This is a genomic window from Microbulbifer litoralis (assembly GCF_023634065.1).
In the GTDB taxonomy this organism is placed as follows: domain Bacteria; phylum Pseudomonadota; class Gammaproteobacteria; order Pseudomonadales; family Cellvibrionaceae; genus Microbulbifer; species Microbulbifer litoralis.
Genome location: NZ_JALKCV010000004.1, coordinates 334,088 through 350,554, shown reverse-complemented (window position 1 = coordinate 350,554; position 16,467 = coordinate 334,088). Strand labels below are relative to the sequence as shown.

At 62.7% G+C, this 16,467-nt stretch carries 15 protein-coding genes; 13 read left to right on the top strand and 2 right to left on the bottom strand.

Annotated elements, in window-relative coordinates; genetic code table 11:
• Window positions 1–30: 30 nt before the first annotated feature.
• The 5 genes from MWN76_RS08965 (at window position 31) to MWN76_RS08945 (ending at window position 8,614) form a co-directional block, all read left to right on the top strand.
• Entirely contained in the window at window positions 31–3,129 is a 3,099-nt protein-coding gene (locus MWN76_RS08965) for an efflux RND transporter permease subunit (RefSeq protein WP_250461061.1), read from the top strand.
• Window positions 3,130–3,273: 144 nt separating this feature from the next.
• A complete protein-coding gene (locus tag MWN76_RS08960; RefSeq protein ID WP_250461060.1) occupies window positions 3,274–4,698 on the top strand; it encodes a M14 family metallopeptidase in 1,425 nt (474 codons plus the stop codon).
• A 292-nt stretch (window positions 4,699–4,990) separates the two neighbouring features.
• Window positions 4,991–5,488: a GmrSD restriction endonuclease domain-containing protein gene (locus MWN76_RS08955; RefSeq protein WP_250461059.1), complete on the top strand. Its 498-nt coding sequence runs from the start codon at window positions 4,991–4,993 to the stop codon at window positions 5,486–5,488.
• Window positions 5,489–5,547: 59 nt separating this feature from the next.
• Entirely contained in the window at window positions 5,548–8,277 is a 2,730-nt protein-coding gene (locus MWN76_RS08950) for a DEAD/DEAH box helicase (RefSeq protein WP_250461058.1), read from the top strand.
• A gap of 31 nt (window positions 8,278–8,308) precedes the next feature.
• Window positions 8,309–8,614, top strand: a complete 306-nt coding sequence (locus MWN76_RS08945) for a hypothetical protein (RefSeq protein ID WP_250461057.1) — start codon at window positions 8,309–8,311, stop codon at window positions 8,612–8,614.
• A gap of 53 nt (window positions 8,615–8,667) precedes the next feature.
• Here the strand turns inward: MWN76_RS08945 and MWN76_RS08940 are convergent, their stop codons facing one another.
• Window positions 8,668–8,967: a DUF6471 domain-containing protein gene (locus MWN76_RS08940; protein WP_250461056.1), complete on the bottom strand. Its 300-nt coding sequence runs from the start codon at window positions 8,965–8,967 to the stop codon at window positions 8,668–8,670.
• A gap of 136 nt (window positions 8,968–9,103) precedes the next feature.
• On the opposite strand from MWN76_RS08940, the gene MWN76_RS08935 reads away from it, so the two are divergent.
• From MWN76_RS08935 to MWN76_RS08905, 7 genes are read left to right on the top strand one after another with little or no spacing between them, the layout of a single operon-like run.
• Window positions 9,104–9,508, top strand: coding sequence for a DUF2170 family protein (locus MWN76_RS08935; RefSeq protein ID WP_250461055.1), 405 nt, complete (start codon window positions 9,104–9,106; stop codon window positions 9,506–9,508).
• Window positions 9,505–10,200 carry a PspA/IM30 family protein gene (locus tag MWN76_RS08930; RefSeq protein ID WP_250461054.1) on the top strand — a complete coding sequence of 232 codons (696 nt, stop codon included), beginning with the start codon at window positions 9,505–9,507 and terminating at the stop codon, window positions 10,198–10,200. The genes MWN76_RS08935 and MWN76_RS08930 overlap by 4 nt, the downstream gene beginning before the upstream one ends.
• Window positions 10,201–10,218: 18 nt before the next feature.
• Window positions 10,219–11,277 carry an ion channel gene (locus MWN76_RS08925; protein WP_250461053.1) on the top strand — a complete coding sequence of 353 codons (1,059 nt, stop codon included), beginning with the start codon at window positions 10,219–10,221 and terminating at the stop codon, window positions 11,275–11,277.
• The gene (locus tag MWN76_RS08920) at window positions 11,262–11,912 is read left to right on the top strand and encodes a YjfK family protein (RefSeq protein ID WP_250461052.1); all 651 of its coding nucleotides are present in this window, start codon (window positions 11,262–11,264) and stop codon (window positions 11,910–11,912) included. Before MWN76_RS08925 ends, MWN76_RS08920 begins: the two co-directional genes overlap by 16 nt.
• 30 nt (window positions 11,913–11,942) lie before the next feature.
• A complete protein-coding gene (locus tag MWN76_RS08915; protein ID WP_250461051.1) occupies window positions 11,943–12,359 on the top strand; it encodes a DUF350 domain-containing protein in 417 nt (138 codons plus the stop codon).
• Between the two features lie 12 nt (window positions 12,360–12,371).
• Complete coding sequence (locus MWN76_RS08910) at window positions 12,372–12,971, top strand: DUF1190 domain-containing protein (protein ID WP_250461050.1); 600 nt, start codon at window positions 12,372–12,374, stop codon at window positions 12,969–12,971.
• Between the two features lie 3 nt (window positions 12,972–12,974).
• Complete coding sequence (locus tag MWN76_RS08905; RefSeq protein WP_250461049.1) at window positions 12,975–14,141, top strand: glutathionylspermidine synthase family protein; 1,167 nt, start codon at window positions 12,975–12,977, stop codon at window positions 14,139–14,141.
• 54 nt (window positions 14,142–14,195) lie between these two features.
• Here MWN76_RS08905 and MWN76_RS08900 read toward each other — a convergent pair whose 3' ends face one another.
• Window positions 14,196–15,800 carry a hybrid sensor histidine kinase/response regulator gene (locus MWN76_RS08900; protein WP_250461048.1) on the bottom strand — a complete coding sequence of 535 codons (1,605 nt, stop codon included), beginning with the start codon at window positions 15,798–15,800 and terminating at the stop codon, window positions 14,196–14,198.
• Window positions 15,801–15,944: 144 nt separating this feature from the next.
• On the opposite strand from MWN76_RS08900, the gene MWN76_RS08895 reads away from it, so the two are divergent.
• Window positions 15,945–16,265: a helix-turn-helix domain-containing protein gene (locus MWN76_RS08895; RefSeq protein ID WP_250461047.1), complete on the top strand. Its 321-nt coding sequence runs from the start codon at window positions 15,945–15,947 to the stop codon at window positions 16,263–16,265.
• Window positions 16,266–16,467 lie beyond the last annotated feature (202 nt).

The window sequence follows — 16,467 nt, the reverse complement described above, 5'->3', positions numbered from 1 at the left end:
ATCCGACCCGGCAGCAATTGGGGAAGTGCCTTGAAAATTTCTGATGTATTTATCCAGCGGCCGGTATACAGCTGGTTGCTGATGGCGATCTGCCTGGTCGGCGGCCTGTGGGGGCTGGCGGATATCGGCCGCCTGGAGGACCCGGCTTTCACGATCAAGGAAGCGCGGGTGTTTACCGCCTTTCCCGGCGCCAGCGCGCGGCAGGTGGAAGAGGAGGTGACCGAAAAACTGGAGGTGGCGATCCAGCAGATGGGCCAGCTGAAGCGCCTGAGCTCCACATCCCGCCCGGGCATGTCCGAAATCCGTGTGGAGATCCGCGACCAGTACGCCGCCGAGGAGCTGGCCCAGGTCTGGGATGAACTGCGCCGCAAGGTGCGGGATGTCCAGGGGCAACTGCCGAGTGGCGCTGCGGCGCCGGTGGTCAACGACGATTTCGGCGAGGTGTTCGGGATTTACTACGCGGTGACCGGCAAGGGCTTTTCGCTGTCGGAAATGCGCGAGATCACCAAGGTGATCCGCCGCGAGCTGCTGACCGTGGACGGAGTGGCGAAAGTCTCCCGCTCCGGCGTGATCGACGAAGTGGCCTACCTGGATATCGACGAGTCGCGCCTGGCGCAGCTGGGGTATTCACTGGACGATCTGGCGCAGGTGCTCCAATCCGAGAGCGCCACCCAACCGGTGGGTGAGCTCGAAGGGCGCGACCTGCGCACGAGGATCGTGGTGGACGATCCGGCCGGCAACGAGGAAGCCGTGGGCAATATCCTGATGGGGGTGCCGGGCTCCACGTCGATGCTGGCGGTGCGGGATATCGCCGATGTGTCCCTGGGCTACGATGAAAACCCGGATTTTATCGCCCGCTTCAACGGCGAGCCCGCCGTGCTGATCGGTGTGGCGGGGGCGCAGAACACCAATATCGTGGATGTGGGCAAGGCCGTAGAAGCCAAGCTGGCGCAACTGGAGCAGGGCCTGCCGCTGGGTATCGAAGTGCACCCGGTGTACGAGCAGCACCGCGTGGTGGAGCACAGTGTCGACGGATTCCTGTTCAACCTGGTGTCCTCGGTGGTGATCGTCAGCCTGGTGTTGTGCCTGTTCATGGGCTGGCGCTCCGGTGTGGTGGTCGGTGTCGTACTGGCGCTGACCGTGCTGGGCACGGTACTGATCATGAACCTGATGGGCCTGAACCTGCAGCGGATTTCCCTCGGTGCCCTGATCATTGCCATGGGTATGCTGGTGGACAATGCGATCGTGGTGGCCGAGGGCATGCTGATGGGTGTGCAGAACCGGGAGTCGCCACAGCGCGCGGCCGGGCGGGTGGTGCGCCAGACTTTCTGGCCGCTGCTGGGCGCCACGGTGATCGGCATCATGGCGTTTTCCGGTATCGGCCTGTCCCAGGATGCCACTGGTGAATTCCTGTTCTCCCTGTTTGCGGTGATCGGTATTTCCCTGCTGCTGAGCTGGGTGCTGGCGATTACCGTGACGCCCTACCTCGGCTATCACCTGTTCAAGCCGGGGTCGGCGGATTCGGAGGATCCCTACGGCGGGCGTTTTTACCGCCTCTACTCCCGCGCACTGGCCGGCGCCCTGAAACATCGCGGCCGCACGGTGGCCGCGCTGGTGGCGGTTACACTGGTGAGTTATTTCGGCTTCGGGTTTGTAAAACAGGGCTTCTTCCCGAATTCCAATGCGCCGCTGTTCTATGTGAATTACTTTTTGCCCCAGGGCAGCGATATCAATCGCACCGAGGCGGCACTGCAGCAGGCGACCGAATTCCTGCAGCAGCAGGATGCGGTGGTGTCGGTAACATCGGTGGCCGGCCGCGGCGCCGACCGCTTTATGCTCACCTATGCGCCGGAACCGCCGAACCCGTCCTACGGCCAACTGATCGTGCGCACGGAATCCCGCGAACAGATCCCGGCGCTGATCGACAAAGCGAAATCGTCGCTGCGCAATGCGCAGCCGGAGGCGTTGATCACCTTCAAGCGACTGGTATTCGGCCCCGGCGGCGGCGCCGATGTGGAGGTGCGGATATCCGGCCCGGACTTCAACACCCTGCGCGCCAGGGCCGCTGAAGTGGAGCAGCTGTTCCGCGAAAAGGGGCTGCAGGAAGTCCGCCACGACTGGCGCGGGCGCCAGCCGACCGTCCGCGTACGGCTCGATGACGAACGGGCGCGGGTCGCCGGAGTGACGGCGGCCGATGTCAGCCGCACCATCCAGTTTGCCACCGCCGGCTACCGCGTCGGCGATTTCGAAAGCGGCGATCGCATCATCCCGATTGTTGCGCGCCTGCCGGAGGGCGATCGCAACCAACTGGGATCGCTGGAGGACCGCCTGGTGTGGAGCCCGAATGAGCGCGGCTATATTCCCGCCGGGCAGCTGGTGAAGGAATTTGAAACCACGGCGGAAGAGGGGCTGGTGCAGCGGCGCAACCGCGTTCCCACGATCACCATCAGCGGCGATGCGCCGCAGGGCGTGACCGCCATGGCGGCATTCGGGCGTATTCGCGCAGAGGCCGAGGCGCTGTCGCTGCCGCCGGGCTACCGGCTGGAGTTCGGCGGCGAATACGAGCGTTCCTCGGATGCGCAGCAGTCTCTCGGCAAGGGCCTGCCGGTGGGCTTCCTGATCATGGTGCTGGTCTCGGTGCTGCTGTTCGGCACCCTGCGCGAGCCGGTCATCATCTGGCTGGTGGTGCCCATGTCCCTGGTGGGCGTGGTGGTGGGCCTGCTGGTTTCGGGCCTGCCATTCGGTTTTATGTCGCTGCTGGGGGTGCTCAGCCTGTCGGGGATGTTGATCAAGAACGCCGTGGTGCTGGTGGATGAGATCGAGATCCAGACCCAGGCCGGCCTGCCGCGCCTGAGCGCCATCCAGCGCGCCAGCGTCAGCCGCCTGCGGCCGGTATTCCTGGCTGCGGTGACGACGATACTGGGGATGTCGCCGCTGTTGTTCGACGCCTTCTTTGCGGATATGGCAGTAACCATCATGGGCGGCCTCGGCTTCGCCACGGTGCTGACACTGATCGCGGTGCCGGTGTTCTACGCGATGTTCCACCGGGTGGGGCAGGGCGAGGTCGCGAACGGTCGTACGGATGATGAGCGGGAAGAGGCCCGTCGGGAGCAGCCGGAGCCGGCCTGAGTGCCGGCATCTGCCGGGAGCCCCGGGACGGCGGGAGCCGGTTGTCGCATCGAGGAATTTATCATTGCATTATTTTTGCCAATGATTGAATATTTTATTCTCGCGCCTTTCGTGGCTGATGCAACAACCATAATCTGATCAATCATGCACCAACGAAGAATCGCACCCGTCTCCTTTTCCTCCCTTTTCCCGTTCTTCCTGTTCCTGCTGGTCGGCGACGCGCTCGCCATGGCCAAGCCCCAGACCTACGCCGACTACCGGCAGCCGGGCCTGGACAAGCCGGCCATCAGGCAGGCGGATATCCTGCCGCTGATCGACCGCCTGGCGTCTTCGCCATTGCTCGATGTGCGTGAAATCGCCCGCTCCTACGAGGGGCGGCCGATCTACCGTATCGGGATCGGCCGCGGCGATACCCGGATCATGCTCTGGTCGCAGATGCACGGTGATGAGCCCACGGCCACCGCGGCCCTGTTCGATCTGCTGAATTACATCACAGCGCCGGAGCAGGCGAACTGGCGTGCCGGCTGGATAGACAAACTGTCGCTGGTGATCGTGCCGATGCTGAACCCGGACGGCGCCGAGCGGGATATCCGCTACAACGCCCAGAGCTTTGACGTGAACCGCGATGCCAAGGCGCTGCAGTCGCCGGAGGGGCGCGCGCTGATGGCGCAGGCGCGGGCATTCAAGCCGCATTTCGGTTTTAACCTGCACGACCAGAACCGGCACTACGCCGTCGGCGACAGTGGCAGGATGGCCACCATCTCGGTGCTGGCGCCGCCTTTCAATGCGGCGCGGGATATCAATGACAGCCGCCGGCGGGCGATACAGTTGATCGGCCTGCTGGCCGGTGTGGTGGAGCCCGCGATCGGCGGCCACCTGGGCAGGTATGACGACACCTATGCCTACCGCGCCTTCGGCGATACCTTTTCCGAAATGGGAATCAGCACCATCCTGATCGAGTCCGGTGCCCACCCGGACGATCCCAATCGCCAGGTGGCGCGCCGCATGAATTTTGAAATGCTGGTGGCCGCCATCGACAGTATCGCCGGCGGCAGCTATCGCGAGGTTTCCGAATCCATCTATCGACAGATTCCACTCAACCGCGACGATGCGATTGTCGATGTCAAAATCCGCGGCCTGGCGGCGCGGGATGGCGATGCCGGATACCTGACCGACCTGGCCATCAACCGGCGCGGGGAGACGGCTTCGGTCATCGAGGCCGGGGATCTGTCCAACCGACACGGTGCCTATACTTTCGACGCCAGCGGTTGGGAATATGTGGCGCCGAGACCCTATGTGCTGGAGGCGGGCGAAAAGCTGGTGCTGGACGACCGACGCTATCTGCAGCTATTGCGGCAGGGGTACGGCTATTTTGTCGGCGACGGCGACGCGGTCCGTATCGACACGGACTGGCCGGTGGTCATCAACCCCGAGCGCCCGCAGCGGCAAATCCCCCAGCGCCGCCGCAATGCGACTTTCCTGCTGCGCGACGAAGATGGCATCGGCGTGGCGGTACTCGATGGCCACCTGATCGAATTGGGATCCCTGGCGGCGCCCGATCGCGGTTGATTTCCGATTTCGGGGAGGGTTCTTTTTCCCGGATTCCGCTGCGCTCCATCCGGGCTACTGCCGGCAAAACTCTGTTGGTAGCCCGGATGAAGTGCAGCTGAATCCGGGAACAGGGCTGTGCGGACTCATATGCGGATCGATGCCCCGGGGAATTCCAACACGGGTGACCTGATCGATATTTCAATGAATTAAAAGTCGTGTACGATTGCGCCAATTATTGATTGGTAGTCGTTGTATGTGTTTTCGATCAATTTCTTTTCTCGCCGCTCTTTTCTTCCTGTCCCCACTCGCTGTGGTTTCCACACCCGCGCTGTCATACGATCGCTCCGAGTGGTTGCCGCGCTGGTCCGATGCCGACGGCGATTGCCAGGACACCCGCCACGAACTGCTGATCCGCTATTCCCTCGCACCGGTGACCTACACCCGCGCCGACAGTTGCCGTGTGGACACCGGCCTGTGGCTGGATCCCTACACCGGGCATTTCTTTACCAGCGCCTCGGACCTGGACGTGGAGCATATCGTGCCGCTCAAATGGGCCCACGAGCGCGGCGGTGCCCACTGGAGCCGCGAGCGCAAGCGGCAGTTCGCCGAAGACCCGGACAACCTCTGGCTGGTGGACGACGGCCGCAACCAGAGCAAGGGCCAGCGCGGCCCGGACCAGTGGATGCCGCCCTACGCGCCGGCCTCCCGTATTTACGTGCAGCGCTTTATGGCCATCGTGCAGAAGTACGGCCTGCGGCCATCGCTGGCGGAAGCCAGCCGTTTCGAGGCGCTTGCCGCCGGTTCCTGACTGTTGCGGCCACCTGAATCCGTATAGACTGCGGCCGCAGTTTTCGAGGGGGCGCCAGCATGAAGCCAAGCACGTTGATCGAGTATTTCCGCCGTTGCTACCGGGCGGACAGCTACGATCTGTCGATCTCCAATATCGAAAAGATCCGCAGCGACCGCCGCCTGTTTATCGCCGGCGAGGATGCGCTGGCCAGCGGCAGCCTGCCGCGCATCCCCCTGGTCGATGCCCCCGCCGCCGAGCTGCTGGAGCAGGCCGACAGCTACCGTCGGGAGAAGCGCCTGGTATACGGCTGTTTTATCGTCACCGGCCGGGTGGCCGGCAGCGGCTTCGGCGGGCAGCGCAAACTCTGTGCGCCGTTGATCTACGCTCCCGCGACCCTCTATCGCGACGACGATATTTTCCTCGAGGTCGATGCCTCCGATGTGCGCGCGAACCTGCCGCTGCTGCGCCTGCTGTTGAAACCGGATATGGACTCCTCGGTGGTGGACAGTTTCCCGACACCCCAGTGGCCGCTGGGCTCCAGCCAGATCACCGCCATGGGGCAATGGCTGCAGCAGTACACGCAGTTGCAGGAAATCGAGGAACTGGGGCGCTGGCCGCGGCTGCAGGGTGCGGAAGCCGTTGCCGGGCGGGCCCGCGCGCAGGGGTTGCGACTCACCTCGGCCTGCAGCCTGGTGCTCGCGGACCGCTCGAAGAGTGTTCGCGGTGTGCTGCATGAACTCTCCCGGCTGGCGGAGGACGAAAATTATTCCGCGCCCCTCGGCCTGCTGCTGGGACGGGCCAGCGGCGGCCCCGGAGCCGGCGCGAGTGCGCCGGAAATGCTGCCGGAGTCGCTCAGCGAGGCGCAGGTGCGGGCGCTGCACAATGCCGCCCGGCAGCCTCTCAGCCTGGTATCCGGCCCGCCCGGTACCGGCAAGAGTTTCACCATTGCCGCCATGGCCATCGATCGCATGTTGCACGGCGAATCCGTATTGGTGGTATCCAGGACGCCGCAGGCCATCGATGTTGTCAGCGGTAAGCTCAAAACGGATTACGGTCTCGATGCCGGCTATGTACACGCCGGTGAGCGCGGTTTCCTGCACAGCCTCAAGGCCCATCTGGACAGCCTGCTGAAAGAGGGCGTGCCGCGGCCGCGCGAGCCGGCCGCTGAATTGCGTGCGGAACTGAAGCAGATCCGCCGCCAGCTGGGCCGTGCCGAGCGGCGCTTTACCCGCGCGCTGCGCGCCGCCAGGCGGCTGGGGTCGGACCGGCTGCCCGCCTGGCTGGCGGGGATACTCGGCGCGCTCTACCGGCCGCTGCTGGAAACCGACAGCCTGTGGGGATTTCAGGATTCCATCGGCACGCTGCGCCAGCGCTTCGAGCAGCGCGCCGCCAGTTACCTCAATGCCTATCGGCTCGAGCGCCTGGCCGCGCTGCTGGAGCGCGAGCGGGGCAACCTGTCGCTGTTCAACCAGGCCCTGCGGGCGCGGACCTCCCGCCGCCAGGCGGAGCGTTTCGGGCAGACGGACTTCGACGCGATACTGCAGGCTTACCCGATCTGGCTGGTGGGGCTGGACGAGGTCAGCCAGGTATTCCCCTTCGGGCGCCAGATGTTCGACCTGGTGATTTTTGACGAGTCCACCCAGTGCGATATCGCCAGCGCACTGCCGGCGCTGCAGCGAGCCAGGCGCGCCGTGGTGGTGGGCGACGGAAAGCAGCTGCGGCATGTCTCTTTCCTGTCTGCAAAAAGACAGCAGGCGCTGTGGCGCAACTGCGACCTGGACGGCGAGGTGCCGTCGCGCTACAGCTACCGCGACCAGTCGCTGCTGGACCTGGTGTCCGATGCCATCGGCAGCCAGCGCGCGGTGACGCTGCTGGATGAACACTATCGCAGCCGGCCGGAACTGATCGCGTTCAGCAACCGGCATTTCTACGACGGGCGCCTGAAAGTGATGCAGGCCAGGCCGGGCGCCTCCGACAGCGCGGCGCTGGAGTTCCGCCGCGTCGACGGGCGCAGGAGCGCCAGCGGCCGCAACGCGGTGGAGCGGGATGCGGTGCTGGAGGCGTTGCGGCGCCATATCGACCGCTACTGCAGGTCGCCTGTAAAGCCCTCGGTGGGAGTGCTGTCGCCCTATCGCGACCAGGCGGAGTATCTCGAGGGGGCGATACGCAAGGCGTTTTCGTCGCAGGAGCTGGCCGATTTCTGCGTGCGCGTGGCCACGCCCTACGGCTTCCAGGGCGAGGAGCGCGACCTGATGCTGCTGTCCCTGTCGATCGACCGGGATTCGATTCGCGCGGCGGGTTACCTGAACCGGCCGGATATGTTCAATGTGGCCGTGACCCGGGCCAGGGAGCGGCAGGTGGTGATCCACTCCATCGACGGTGGCGACCTGCCGCCGGGCAACCTGCTGGAGCGCTACCTGTCGTTCGGGCACGGTGCGGGCGGCGCGGATGGGCAGCGGGACTTTGTCTGCCGCTTTGCCACCGAAGTGAGCGAGGCCCTGGCCGCGGACCGCGTTGACAGCTGGATCGGTTTCACCGTCGCCGGCCAGGAGATCGACGTGGTTTGCGAGCGGCACGGCAGCCTGGTCGGTGTCGACCTGATCGGCTATCCGGGCGAGTTCGTCGAGCATTTCAGCGTGCAGACCTACCACGCCCTGTACCGCGCCGGCATCCACGTGGTGCCGCTGCCGTATCGCAACTGGCAGCGGGACAGAGACGGCTGCCGGGAGCGGTTGCTGCGCCTGTTGCCCGGGCGGGCGGCGGAAGACGAAGAGGAGGGCGGCGCCAAAGCTGCTATGCTTGAGTAGTGGCGGGTGCAGAAGAGTTTCGGGTGCGCTTATGTGGCTGCGTTTTCTGGTTGCCGGGCTTGTGTTGCCGGTCTCCGCGTTGGTGCTGGCCGTCGACGATACGACCGGCCCGCAGACGGATGGGGGGCAGAGCCCCACACTGAGCTTCTGCCAGCAGCGGTTCTACGAAGAGGATGACGGCCGGTTGAAATGCAACTGGGCGGTCAACTTCAACTTTGCCTGCTTTGTATCCTACCCCTCGAACAAGATCATCCAGGCCGGGGCCAAGATCTCGGAGCCGGAGGTGATCGGCGAGTGCGACAATGGCGAGCCGGTGATCAAGTTGCATCACTATTAGGCAGCGTCGCCCACTGATTCCCGCCGCGGACGGCCCGCGTCCGATCATTCCCGCTATTTTTGCGTCGACTCGCTTTGCAGTTCCCGCGCCTGTTTGAGAATATCGCGCATGGCGCTGTCCTCCACACCGAGTACGTCGATGATGGCCGCCAGCAGGTCGGCGGAGAACATGCACTTGCTGACCTTGCTGCGCAGGTTTTCCGTCGTCACCGAGATGCCGCGCTCGGCCAGTGAACTGGCGAGATCGCTGTAGCGCACGCCCTTGAGGGCCATCGAAGCGCGCACCTGGCGGGCGATCGCCTGCTTGTAGGGGGCCAGTGCGCGCTGGTTTTCCAGACTTTGTTTGTGGTCCATGCTCATCCTCTTGTAGATGTGACCAATGATAGCCTTATGTGGTTCATTTGCAACAAAAGTGTGGCATGAACTATTGACGGCCTAATTTTTACTGTTATATTTGTGACTGATATTCCACATGTGAAAGGGAGTTGAAATGACCTGGAACAACGAAAACCTGCGGCAACTGGCCCAGCAACACCCGGACTGGGTGGTCGAGGCTGAGGGCGATTGCCTCAGTGTGTCCAACGACGAGGGGGTCGATGCCTTTGTCTATGTGGGCGAGAAACAGATCGTGGTCGAGACCATCCTGTTTCCCGTCGACCAGGTGGAGGACGAGGCGGCACTCAACCGGCTGATCCTGCAGACGCACCAACTGGTGCCGCTGACCACCATCGCCATCAAGAGCATCAACGGCGAGAACTACTATGTCGCCTTTGGCGCGCTGTCGGTGTCCAGCAAGGACGAGGTTGTGATCGAGGAGGTGGAAACCCTGTTCGCCAATGTCGGCGACTTCCTGGATCTGTACGCGGAACACTTTGAAATGGAGGGTGTGGCATGAGCCTGAGAAAAATCTGGACCGCCCTGCGCGGCGCGGTCAATGAGGGAACCGAGGCGGTAGTCGACAGCCAGTCCCTGCGCATCCTCGACCAGGAACTGCGCGATGCCAAGAACGAGCTGAAAGCCTGTGACGAAAACCTGACCAAGATCATGGCCAAGCGCAAGCTGGCCGAGAACAAGGCCAACTCCCTGCAGGCGGACATCGACAACTACAGCAACCACGCCCTGGCCGCCAATGAAAAGGGCGATGACGCACTGGCGATCGAATGTGCCGAGCGCGTCGCTGAGCTGGAGTCCCAGCTGGAAGTGGAGCAGGGGTTGCTGGACGGCTTCCTGAATTCCGAGCGCACGCTGAAAAGCAATATTGCCAAGGCCAAGGCCAACGTGCGCCGCATGGAGCAGCAGATCGACCAGGTCAAGGCGACCGAGTCCGTACAGAAGGCGCAGGTGGCGGTGTCCACCCGGCATATGGGAGCCAACAGCAAGGTGAAGACCGCGCTCGACAGCCTCGACCGCATCAAGAGCAAGCAGCAACAGCGCTCCGCGGAACTGGAGGCGGCGGAGGAGCTGGCCGCGGACGAGAGCGGCTCCAGCCTGGACTCCAAGCTGAAAGCCGCTGGCATTGCCCCGGGCGGCCAGGTCAGCGGCAGCGACAAACTGGCGCAACTGCTGGCCAAGCGCGAAAAGGCCTGATCCGTGCTGCTGTATAAAGTGCGACGCCTCCTGGCGTCGCTTTTTATCAGGGCCAATACCTCCACGGTCGCGCTGGCCGTGGCGGTTTACGTTGCCGGCAGCTACCTGCTGCTGAGCGCCGCCGGCGAGTCGGACATCGTCGCAGTGGAGAATTTCTTCTACTGGCTGGTGGTGACGGCCTCCACCGTCGGCTACGGCGATTTTTCCCCGACCACGGCCACCGGCAAACTCGCAGTGAGCCTGTGGGTGATCCCACTGGGCCTGAGCCTGTTTGCGATGGTGATTACCCGTGTGGGCTTCGCGGTTTCGGAATTCGCCCAGCGGGGCAAGAAAGGTTTGCGCACAATGAATCACGAAAACCATACAGTTATCATTGGCTGGAACGGCACGCGCACCCTGCGGCTGATTGAGCTGCTGCTGTCCAAGACCAATGGCGATGCCTCCGAGATCGTGCTCTGCGTGGAGGCGGATATCGAGAACCCGATGCCGGACCGTATCGATTTTGTGCGCGTGGAGTCCTTCTCCCACGTCGAGACGATGCAGCGGGCGGGGCTGGACAGGGCGGCGCGGATCATTATCGACAACCCGCTCGACGATGTGACCCTGACCACGGCGCTTTTCTGTGACAAGGTCAGCCCGGACAGCCACAAGACCGCCTATTTCCAGGACGAGAACGTGGGTGAGCTGCTGCGCTCCCACTGCCCGAAGATCGAGTGCATTCCTTCGGTGGCGGTGGAGTTGCTGGCAAAGTCTTCCCTTGACCCGGGCTCGGCGCGCCTGCACCGGCAGTTGCTGGACAGCACCTACGGTATGACCCAGTACAGCGTCTGCTACGCAGGCGATACCCCGCTGCCGATCGGGGCGCTGTTCGATCACTTCAAGCACGGACTTTCCGCGACGCTGATCGGCGTGCGCCGCGATGGTGAGCAGAAGATTGATATCAATCCCGGCCTGGATCAGAATGTGGCCCGCGGCGACACGCTCTACTACATCTCCGCCGAGCGGCTGGACGATGATCGCTGCTTCGATATCAAAATCACCGACAGGGAAGACCTCGGCGAATGTTTGCCAAGCTGATCAACAAATTCGGAAAAGGGGAGCCCCGCCGGGAGACTCCCTCCATCATGGGATTGCGGCTGGGTGCCAGCTTCGAGGTGGATCCGCTGGCCATCCGGCTGGTGCTCGAGGAACTGGCCATCGAATCCTTCTCCTCCACGCAGATCATCCGCGCCGCCGGTGTGGCGGACCTGGACGGTACCTGGGTGTACCGGTTCTATACGGACGACGACGCCTGGCTGCAGGTGGTGGCCGAAGGCGGCAATCGCGATGAACACGTGGTGGATGTGAAGCTGTTCCACTTCTACGACACCCGCGATATCGCCTCCGAACAGGCCTGGAATAGCCTGCTGAGGGAGCAGATCGGCGGCCCCACCTACGAGCTGGACGGGCGCAGCTACCGCCGTGTCTGGACTGCGGCCGGGGACTACCACAACCCGGTGCACATGGCCGAGAAAACCTACGATGAGGACGGCGATCACTCCAGCACCGACCAGTTCACGATGCTGTTCGAGCGCGAGCTGTCGGACCAGCGCACCGAATCCCTGTTCCTCTCTGCGGAGGAAAAACTGGAAGAGGGCAACTACCTGAGTCGCTGCCTGGTGCTCAGCACCGGCATCACCCTGACCCCTTCACAATTGACCATTCACGGATAACCCACGTTCATACAAAAAGGAGAAACCTACATGGACCAGCCTTACGATTTACTGACTGGTATCGTGCATTTTGCGGCCTATTTCGGCCTGTCACTGGTATTGCTGATTGCGTTCAAGTTCCTCTACGCACTGGTGACGCCCCACGACGAGTGGAAACTGATCCGTGAAGAGAAGAACACCGCCGCCGCCATCGGCTTTGGCGGCGCGGTATTGGGCTTTGCCATCGCCCTGGGCGGTGCCGCCAGCAACTCCGTGTCGCTGCTGGACTTTGCCACCTGGGCGCTGATCGCACTGGTTGCGCAGCTGCTGGCCTTTGCCATTATCCGTTTCGGCTTTATGCCGCGCATCGTCGCCCGTATCGAAGAGGGTGAGATCAGCGCAGGTGTCATGCTGGCCGCCAGTGCGATTTCCGTGGGCGTGCTGAACGCCGCCTGCATGACTTACTGATCGGGGGGAGGCATGAAACGTACCAGACATATCAATCTCGACCGTATGCGCAAGGCGGCCGGCAGCCGCTTTATCCTGCGTCCCCTGGCCCTGGGTGTCGCCGCCGCGCTGGTTGGCTGCGCGCCGCGGGAAGAGGTGAAGGTGGTCTCTTCCGTCGACGACTGCGTCGACAGCACCCGCATGGACGAGCAGCAGTGTGAGGCTGCCTACAAGAAGGCGCTGGCCGAGGCCGAGCGCACCGGGCCCAAATACCGCTCCGAACACCTCTGTGAATCGGAATTCGGCAACTGTCGCGAGACCGGCGGCGGCATGTGGATGCCGCTGATGACCGGCTTCATGGTCGCTTCCATGCTGGACGACCGCGATCGCCACTACGGCTACTACAATCCGGTCTACCGCTATTCGAAGCCGCATTCCAACTACTACAACCGGCTGATGACCGCCGACGGCGATGTGATCGGCCGTTATGGCAAAACGTCCTACACCGTCGACCGTTCCAGCACCCGGCCCAAGCCCACGGTGTCGCGCACCGTGTCCCGCGGTGGCTTCGGTTCCGTCGCCTCCGCCAAATCCAGCTGGGGCGGTGGCCGCTCCGGGGGCTGGGGAGGCTGACAGGTGCTGCGCATACCCATAGGGGAGCGCCCGGGCTGGCAGGCCCGGGCGCGGGAATTCGGCTTCGGCTTTCACACCATGTACGGCGAGCCCTACTGGGATGAAAGCGCCTACTACCAGTTTTCCCTGGAGCAGGTGGAGCGGGATATCGAGGACCCCACCGGGGAAATCCACCAGATGTGCCTGGAGGTGGTCGCGCGGGTGGTCGCGGACGACGAACTGATGCGCCGCTTCCGTATCCCGGAATCCCATTGGGATTTCGTGCGCACTTCCTGGGAAAACGGGGACCCCAGCCTCTACTCGCGCCTGGATTTCGCCTACTCGGGCAAGGGCCCGGCCAAGCTCTACGAAAACAACGCCGATACGCCCACCAGCCTGTACGAGACCGGCTTCTGGCAGTGGCTCTGGCTGCAGGACAATGTGGACCGGCGCGCGTTGCCGCTGCAGGCGGACCAGTTCAACAGTCTGCAGGAGAAGTTGGTCAACCGCTTCCGCGACCTGCAGTTCCTGACGCCCGGCCGCGTTTTACACTTCGCCTGCTGCAAGGATACTGAAGAGGACCGCGGTACCGTGCAGTACCTGGAAGACTGCGCGCGCGAGGCGGAGCTGGATTGCCAGTTTGTCTATATCGAGGATATCGGCCGCGACGCCGAGGGGCGTTTTACCGACCTCGATGACCGTGTCATCACCTGGATGTTCAAGCTGTATCCCTGGGAATTCATGTTCCGCGAGGCGTACGGCGAGTACCTGGGTCGCAACAATATCCGCTGGCTGGAGCCGCCGTGGAAGGCGATCCTGTCCAACAAGGCGCTGTTGCCGATGTTGTGGAAACTGTTCCCGGATCACCCGAACCTGCTGCCGGCCTTTTTCGAGGACGAGCTGGATCGGGCGGGGGCGTTCGAGGCGCTGGTGAAAAAACCGATCTTCTCCCGCGAAGGGGCCAATATCTCGATCGTGCGCGGCGGCGATATCCAGTCGCTGTCCGACGGTCCATACGGTGAGGAGGGGTTTGTCTACCAGGCGCTGCATGCGTTGCCGCAGTTCGGGCGCAACCACACCCTGATCGGCAGCTGGCTGGTGGACGATGAAGCCGCGGGCATGTCGTTGCGGGAAGACGACAGCATGATTACCCAGGACCTGAGCCGCTACCTGCCGCACGCGATTGTCTGACAGCCGTACTCCACACATCTGCAATCCGTGCCGGGGCGGGAGCGCAGGGCCCTGTCAGTCGGGCTTGAGTTGCCCGTCCTGTATCAGCGCCTCGATTTTCTCCTGCAACTGCTCGTAGGTGAACGGCTTCGGGATGCAGTCCAGTATGCCGTCCGCGAGGATCTCCTGTACCTTGCTGTCGACGCTGTAACCGGTAGACAGCATCGCCCTGATATCGGGGTTGATGCGTTTCAGGAAAGCGAACAGCTGCTGGCCGTCCATGCGCGGCATGATCATGTCGAGCAGCACCAGGTCGATATTCTCGTAGTTTTCCCGATAGAAATTGATCGCTTCCTCCGCGCAGGAGAAGGTCTCCACCTCGTGGCCATGCATTTCGAACAGCGTCTTGGAGTACTGCCGGACTATGGCTTCGTCGTCCACCACCATGATGCGGATCTGTTGCTGTGGCGCCGGTGTTCGCTGCCGCTGGCGGGTTAGCTTGGTGCAGTCCCTGATGATCGGCAGGTAGAGGTCGAAACTGCTTCCCTCGCCCTCGCGACTGCGGCAGCGGATGGCCCCCTTATGCAGGTGGGTGGTGCCATAGACGGCCGCCAGCCCCAGGCCCGCACCACGGCCGCTCTCCTTGGTGGTAAAAAAAGGCTCGAAAATGCGCCGGCGTATTTCCGCCGGCATGCCGGTGCCGCTGTCGGAAATATTGATCAGCAGGTATTCCCCCCGCTCGATTTCGAAATCGGAAATCTTGATCGGGGTGCTGATGGTGATGTTGCTGGTTTGGAACTGCAGCGCGCCGCCGGAGGGCATTGCATCCTTGGCATTGATTCCCAGGTTGAGAAGGGCACTTTTCAACTGTGTCGGGTCGCCCATCACATGCGGGCGGCCGGCATCCAGTTGCCTGGCGACATGGATGCGGCGGTCGATGGTCCGCTCCAGCATGGCGCAGACATCGCGGATAATCTCGTGGGTATTGCACTCGGTCAGCTGGTAGTTGCCCTTGCGGGCAAAGGTGAGCAGTTGCCTGGTGAGTTCGGCGGCGTGCTGGGCCGTGGTCAGTATATGGTTGATGTACTCGGCCACACGCGCATCGCAGGTAATCTGCTGGATCACTTCGGCGTAGCCTGTGATGCCGTGGATCATATTGTTGAAATCGTGCGCGATGCCACCGGCCAGTTCGCCGATGGCCTGCATTTTCTGCGCTTGCCGCAATTCCTCTTCCAGCAATCTCTGCTTGGTGATATCCGAACCGATGCTGAGGACGCCGATGGTCTCGCCGTCGTCATTGGTCAGGAGTTTGTTGGTCCAGGCTACCCACACCCGCGCGCCGCTGCGGGTGATATTTTCGTTGATGTTGTAGTGGTGCTCTTCCGGGTTGTTGCAGATATGGTCCATCAGTGGCCGCAGGTCGCGACCGGTACTTTCGCTGGCGGGGACAATGGTGCCGACCACGTGCTGGCCGATGATTTCCTCTTCGCCATAACCGAAGAAGCGCTGGGCGTATTCATTGAAGAAAGTAATGATGCCGTTTTTGTCCCAGCGCAGGATAATGGAATTGGCATGCTCGACCAGTTCGCGATAGCGCTCTTCGCTTTTGCGCAGCGCTTCGTAGATATGGACTGAATCCTGCGGATAGGGCGGAACAGCGCGGGTACAGTGTTTTGCCATCAATCCATCCTGGACACTTTTTCATCAAAGATTCCAACACGAAGACTTCTGAATGTCCACCGGATCGCTCGCCTTTTGAGAATGAATTCCGATTTTTAACCGTCCAGTAATGGGCTACAATTTTTCCCTTTGCGTGGATGCGGTATGACGGAACGGGTAGAGACGCAACAGGGCAGCCTGTCGGTGGAGATCGGCAACCATATTCGCCAGCTGCGCCTGGCCGCGAATATTTCCCAGGAAGAACTGGCGGCGGCATCGGGGGTGGGGCTGAGTACCCTGAAAAGGCTCGAGCGGGGGGCGGGCTGCAACCTGGCAGCGTTGCTGCAGCTGCTCGAATCCCTGGGCTGCGCCGACAGACTCGGGGCGTTTTTCGCCGGGCTGGTGGCGGAGGCCCGCAGCGGGGGCGCCGTCGGGGAACGTCGCCGGGCTTCGTCCGCGCGCCGCCCGGAGCCGGCTGCGGAGTGAATGTCGGTGACCATTGGAAGTTTTGGTACTGGTCTGCCGACCGTCACCTGATAGCATCGTTTGCCGATAACCTAAAAATCAAAAAAATTGGAAGACCAATATGCAGCTGTACCCTTTGTACCCTTTGTACTCTCTGTGCTCCCCGTGCGCTCGCTGGCTGGTAGCCGCACTCGGTGCCGCGCTACTGCTGAGCGGGTGTGGA

Coding starts and splice junctions, on each gene's coding strand:
- MWN76_RS08935 (WP_250461055.1), top strand. CDS start 9,104: ATGACCTGGAACAACGAAAACCTGCGGCAACTGGCCCAGCAACACCCG.
- MWN76_RS08900 (WP_250461048.1), bottom strand. CDS start 15,800: ATGGCAAAACACTGTACCCGCGCTGTTCCGCCCTATCCGCAGGATTCA.
- MWN76_RS08930 (WP_250461054.1), top strand. CDS start 9,505: ATGAGCCTGAGAAAAATCTGGACCGCCCTGCGCGGCGCGGTCAATGAG.
- MWN76_RS08910 (WP_250461050.1), top strand. CDS start 12,372: ATGAAACGTACCAGACATATCAATCTCGACCGTATGCGCAAGGCGGCC.
- MWN76_RS08895 (WP_250461047.1), top strand. CDS start 15,945: ATGACGGAACGGGTAGAGACGCAACAGGGCAGCCTGTCGGTGGAGATC.
- MWN76_RS08920 (WP_250461052.1), top strand. CDS start 11,262: ATGTTTGCCAAGCTGATCAACAAATTCGGAAAAGGGGAGCCCCGCCGG.
- MWN76_RS08945 (WP_250461057.1), top strand. CDS start 8,309: ATGTGGCTGCGTTTTCTGGTTGCCGGGCTTGTGTTGCCGGTCTCCGCG.
- MWN76_RS08915 (WP_250461051.1), top strand. CDS start 11,943: ATGGACCAGCCTTACGATTTACTGACTGGTATCGTGCATTTTGCGGCC.
- MWN76_RS08960 (WP_250461060.1), top strand. CDS start 3,274: ATGCACCAACGAAGAATCGCACCCGTCTCCTTTTCCTCCCTTTTCCCG.
- MWN76_RS08950 (WP_250461058.1), top strand. CDS start 5,548: ATGAAGCCAAGCACGTTGATCGAGTATTTCCGCCGTTGCTACCGGGCG.
- MWN76_RS08940 (WP_250461056.1), bottom strand. CDS start 8,967: ATGGACCACAAACAAAGTCTGGAAAACCAGCGCGCACTGGCCCCCTAC.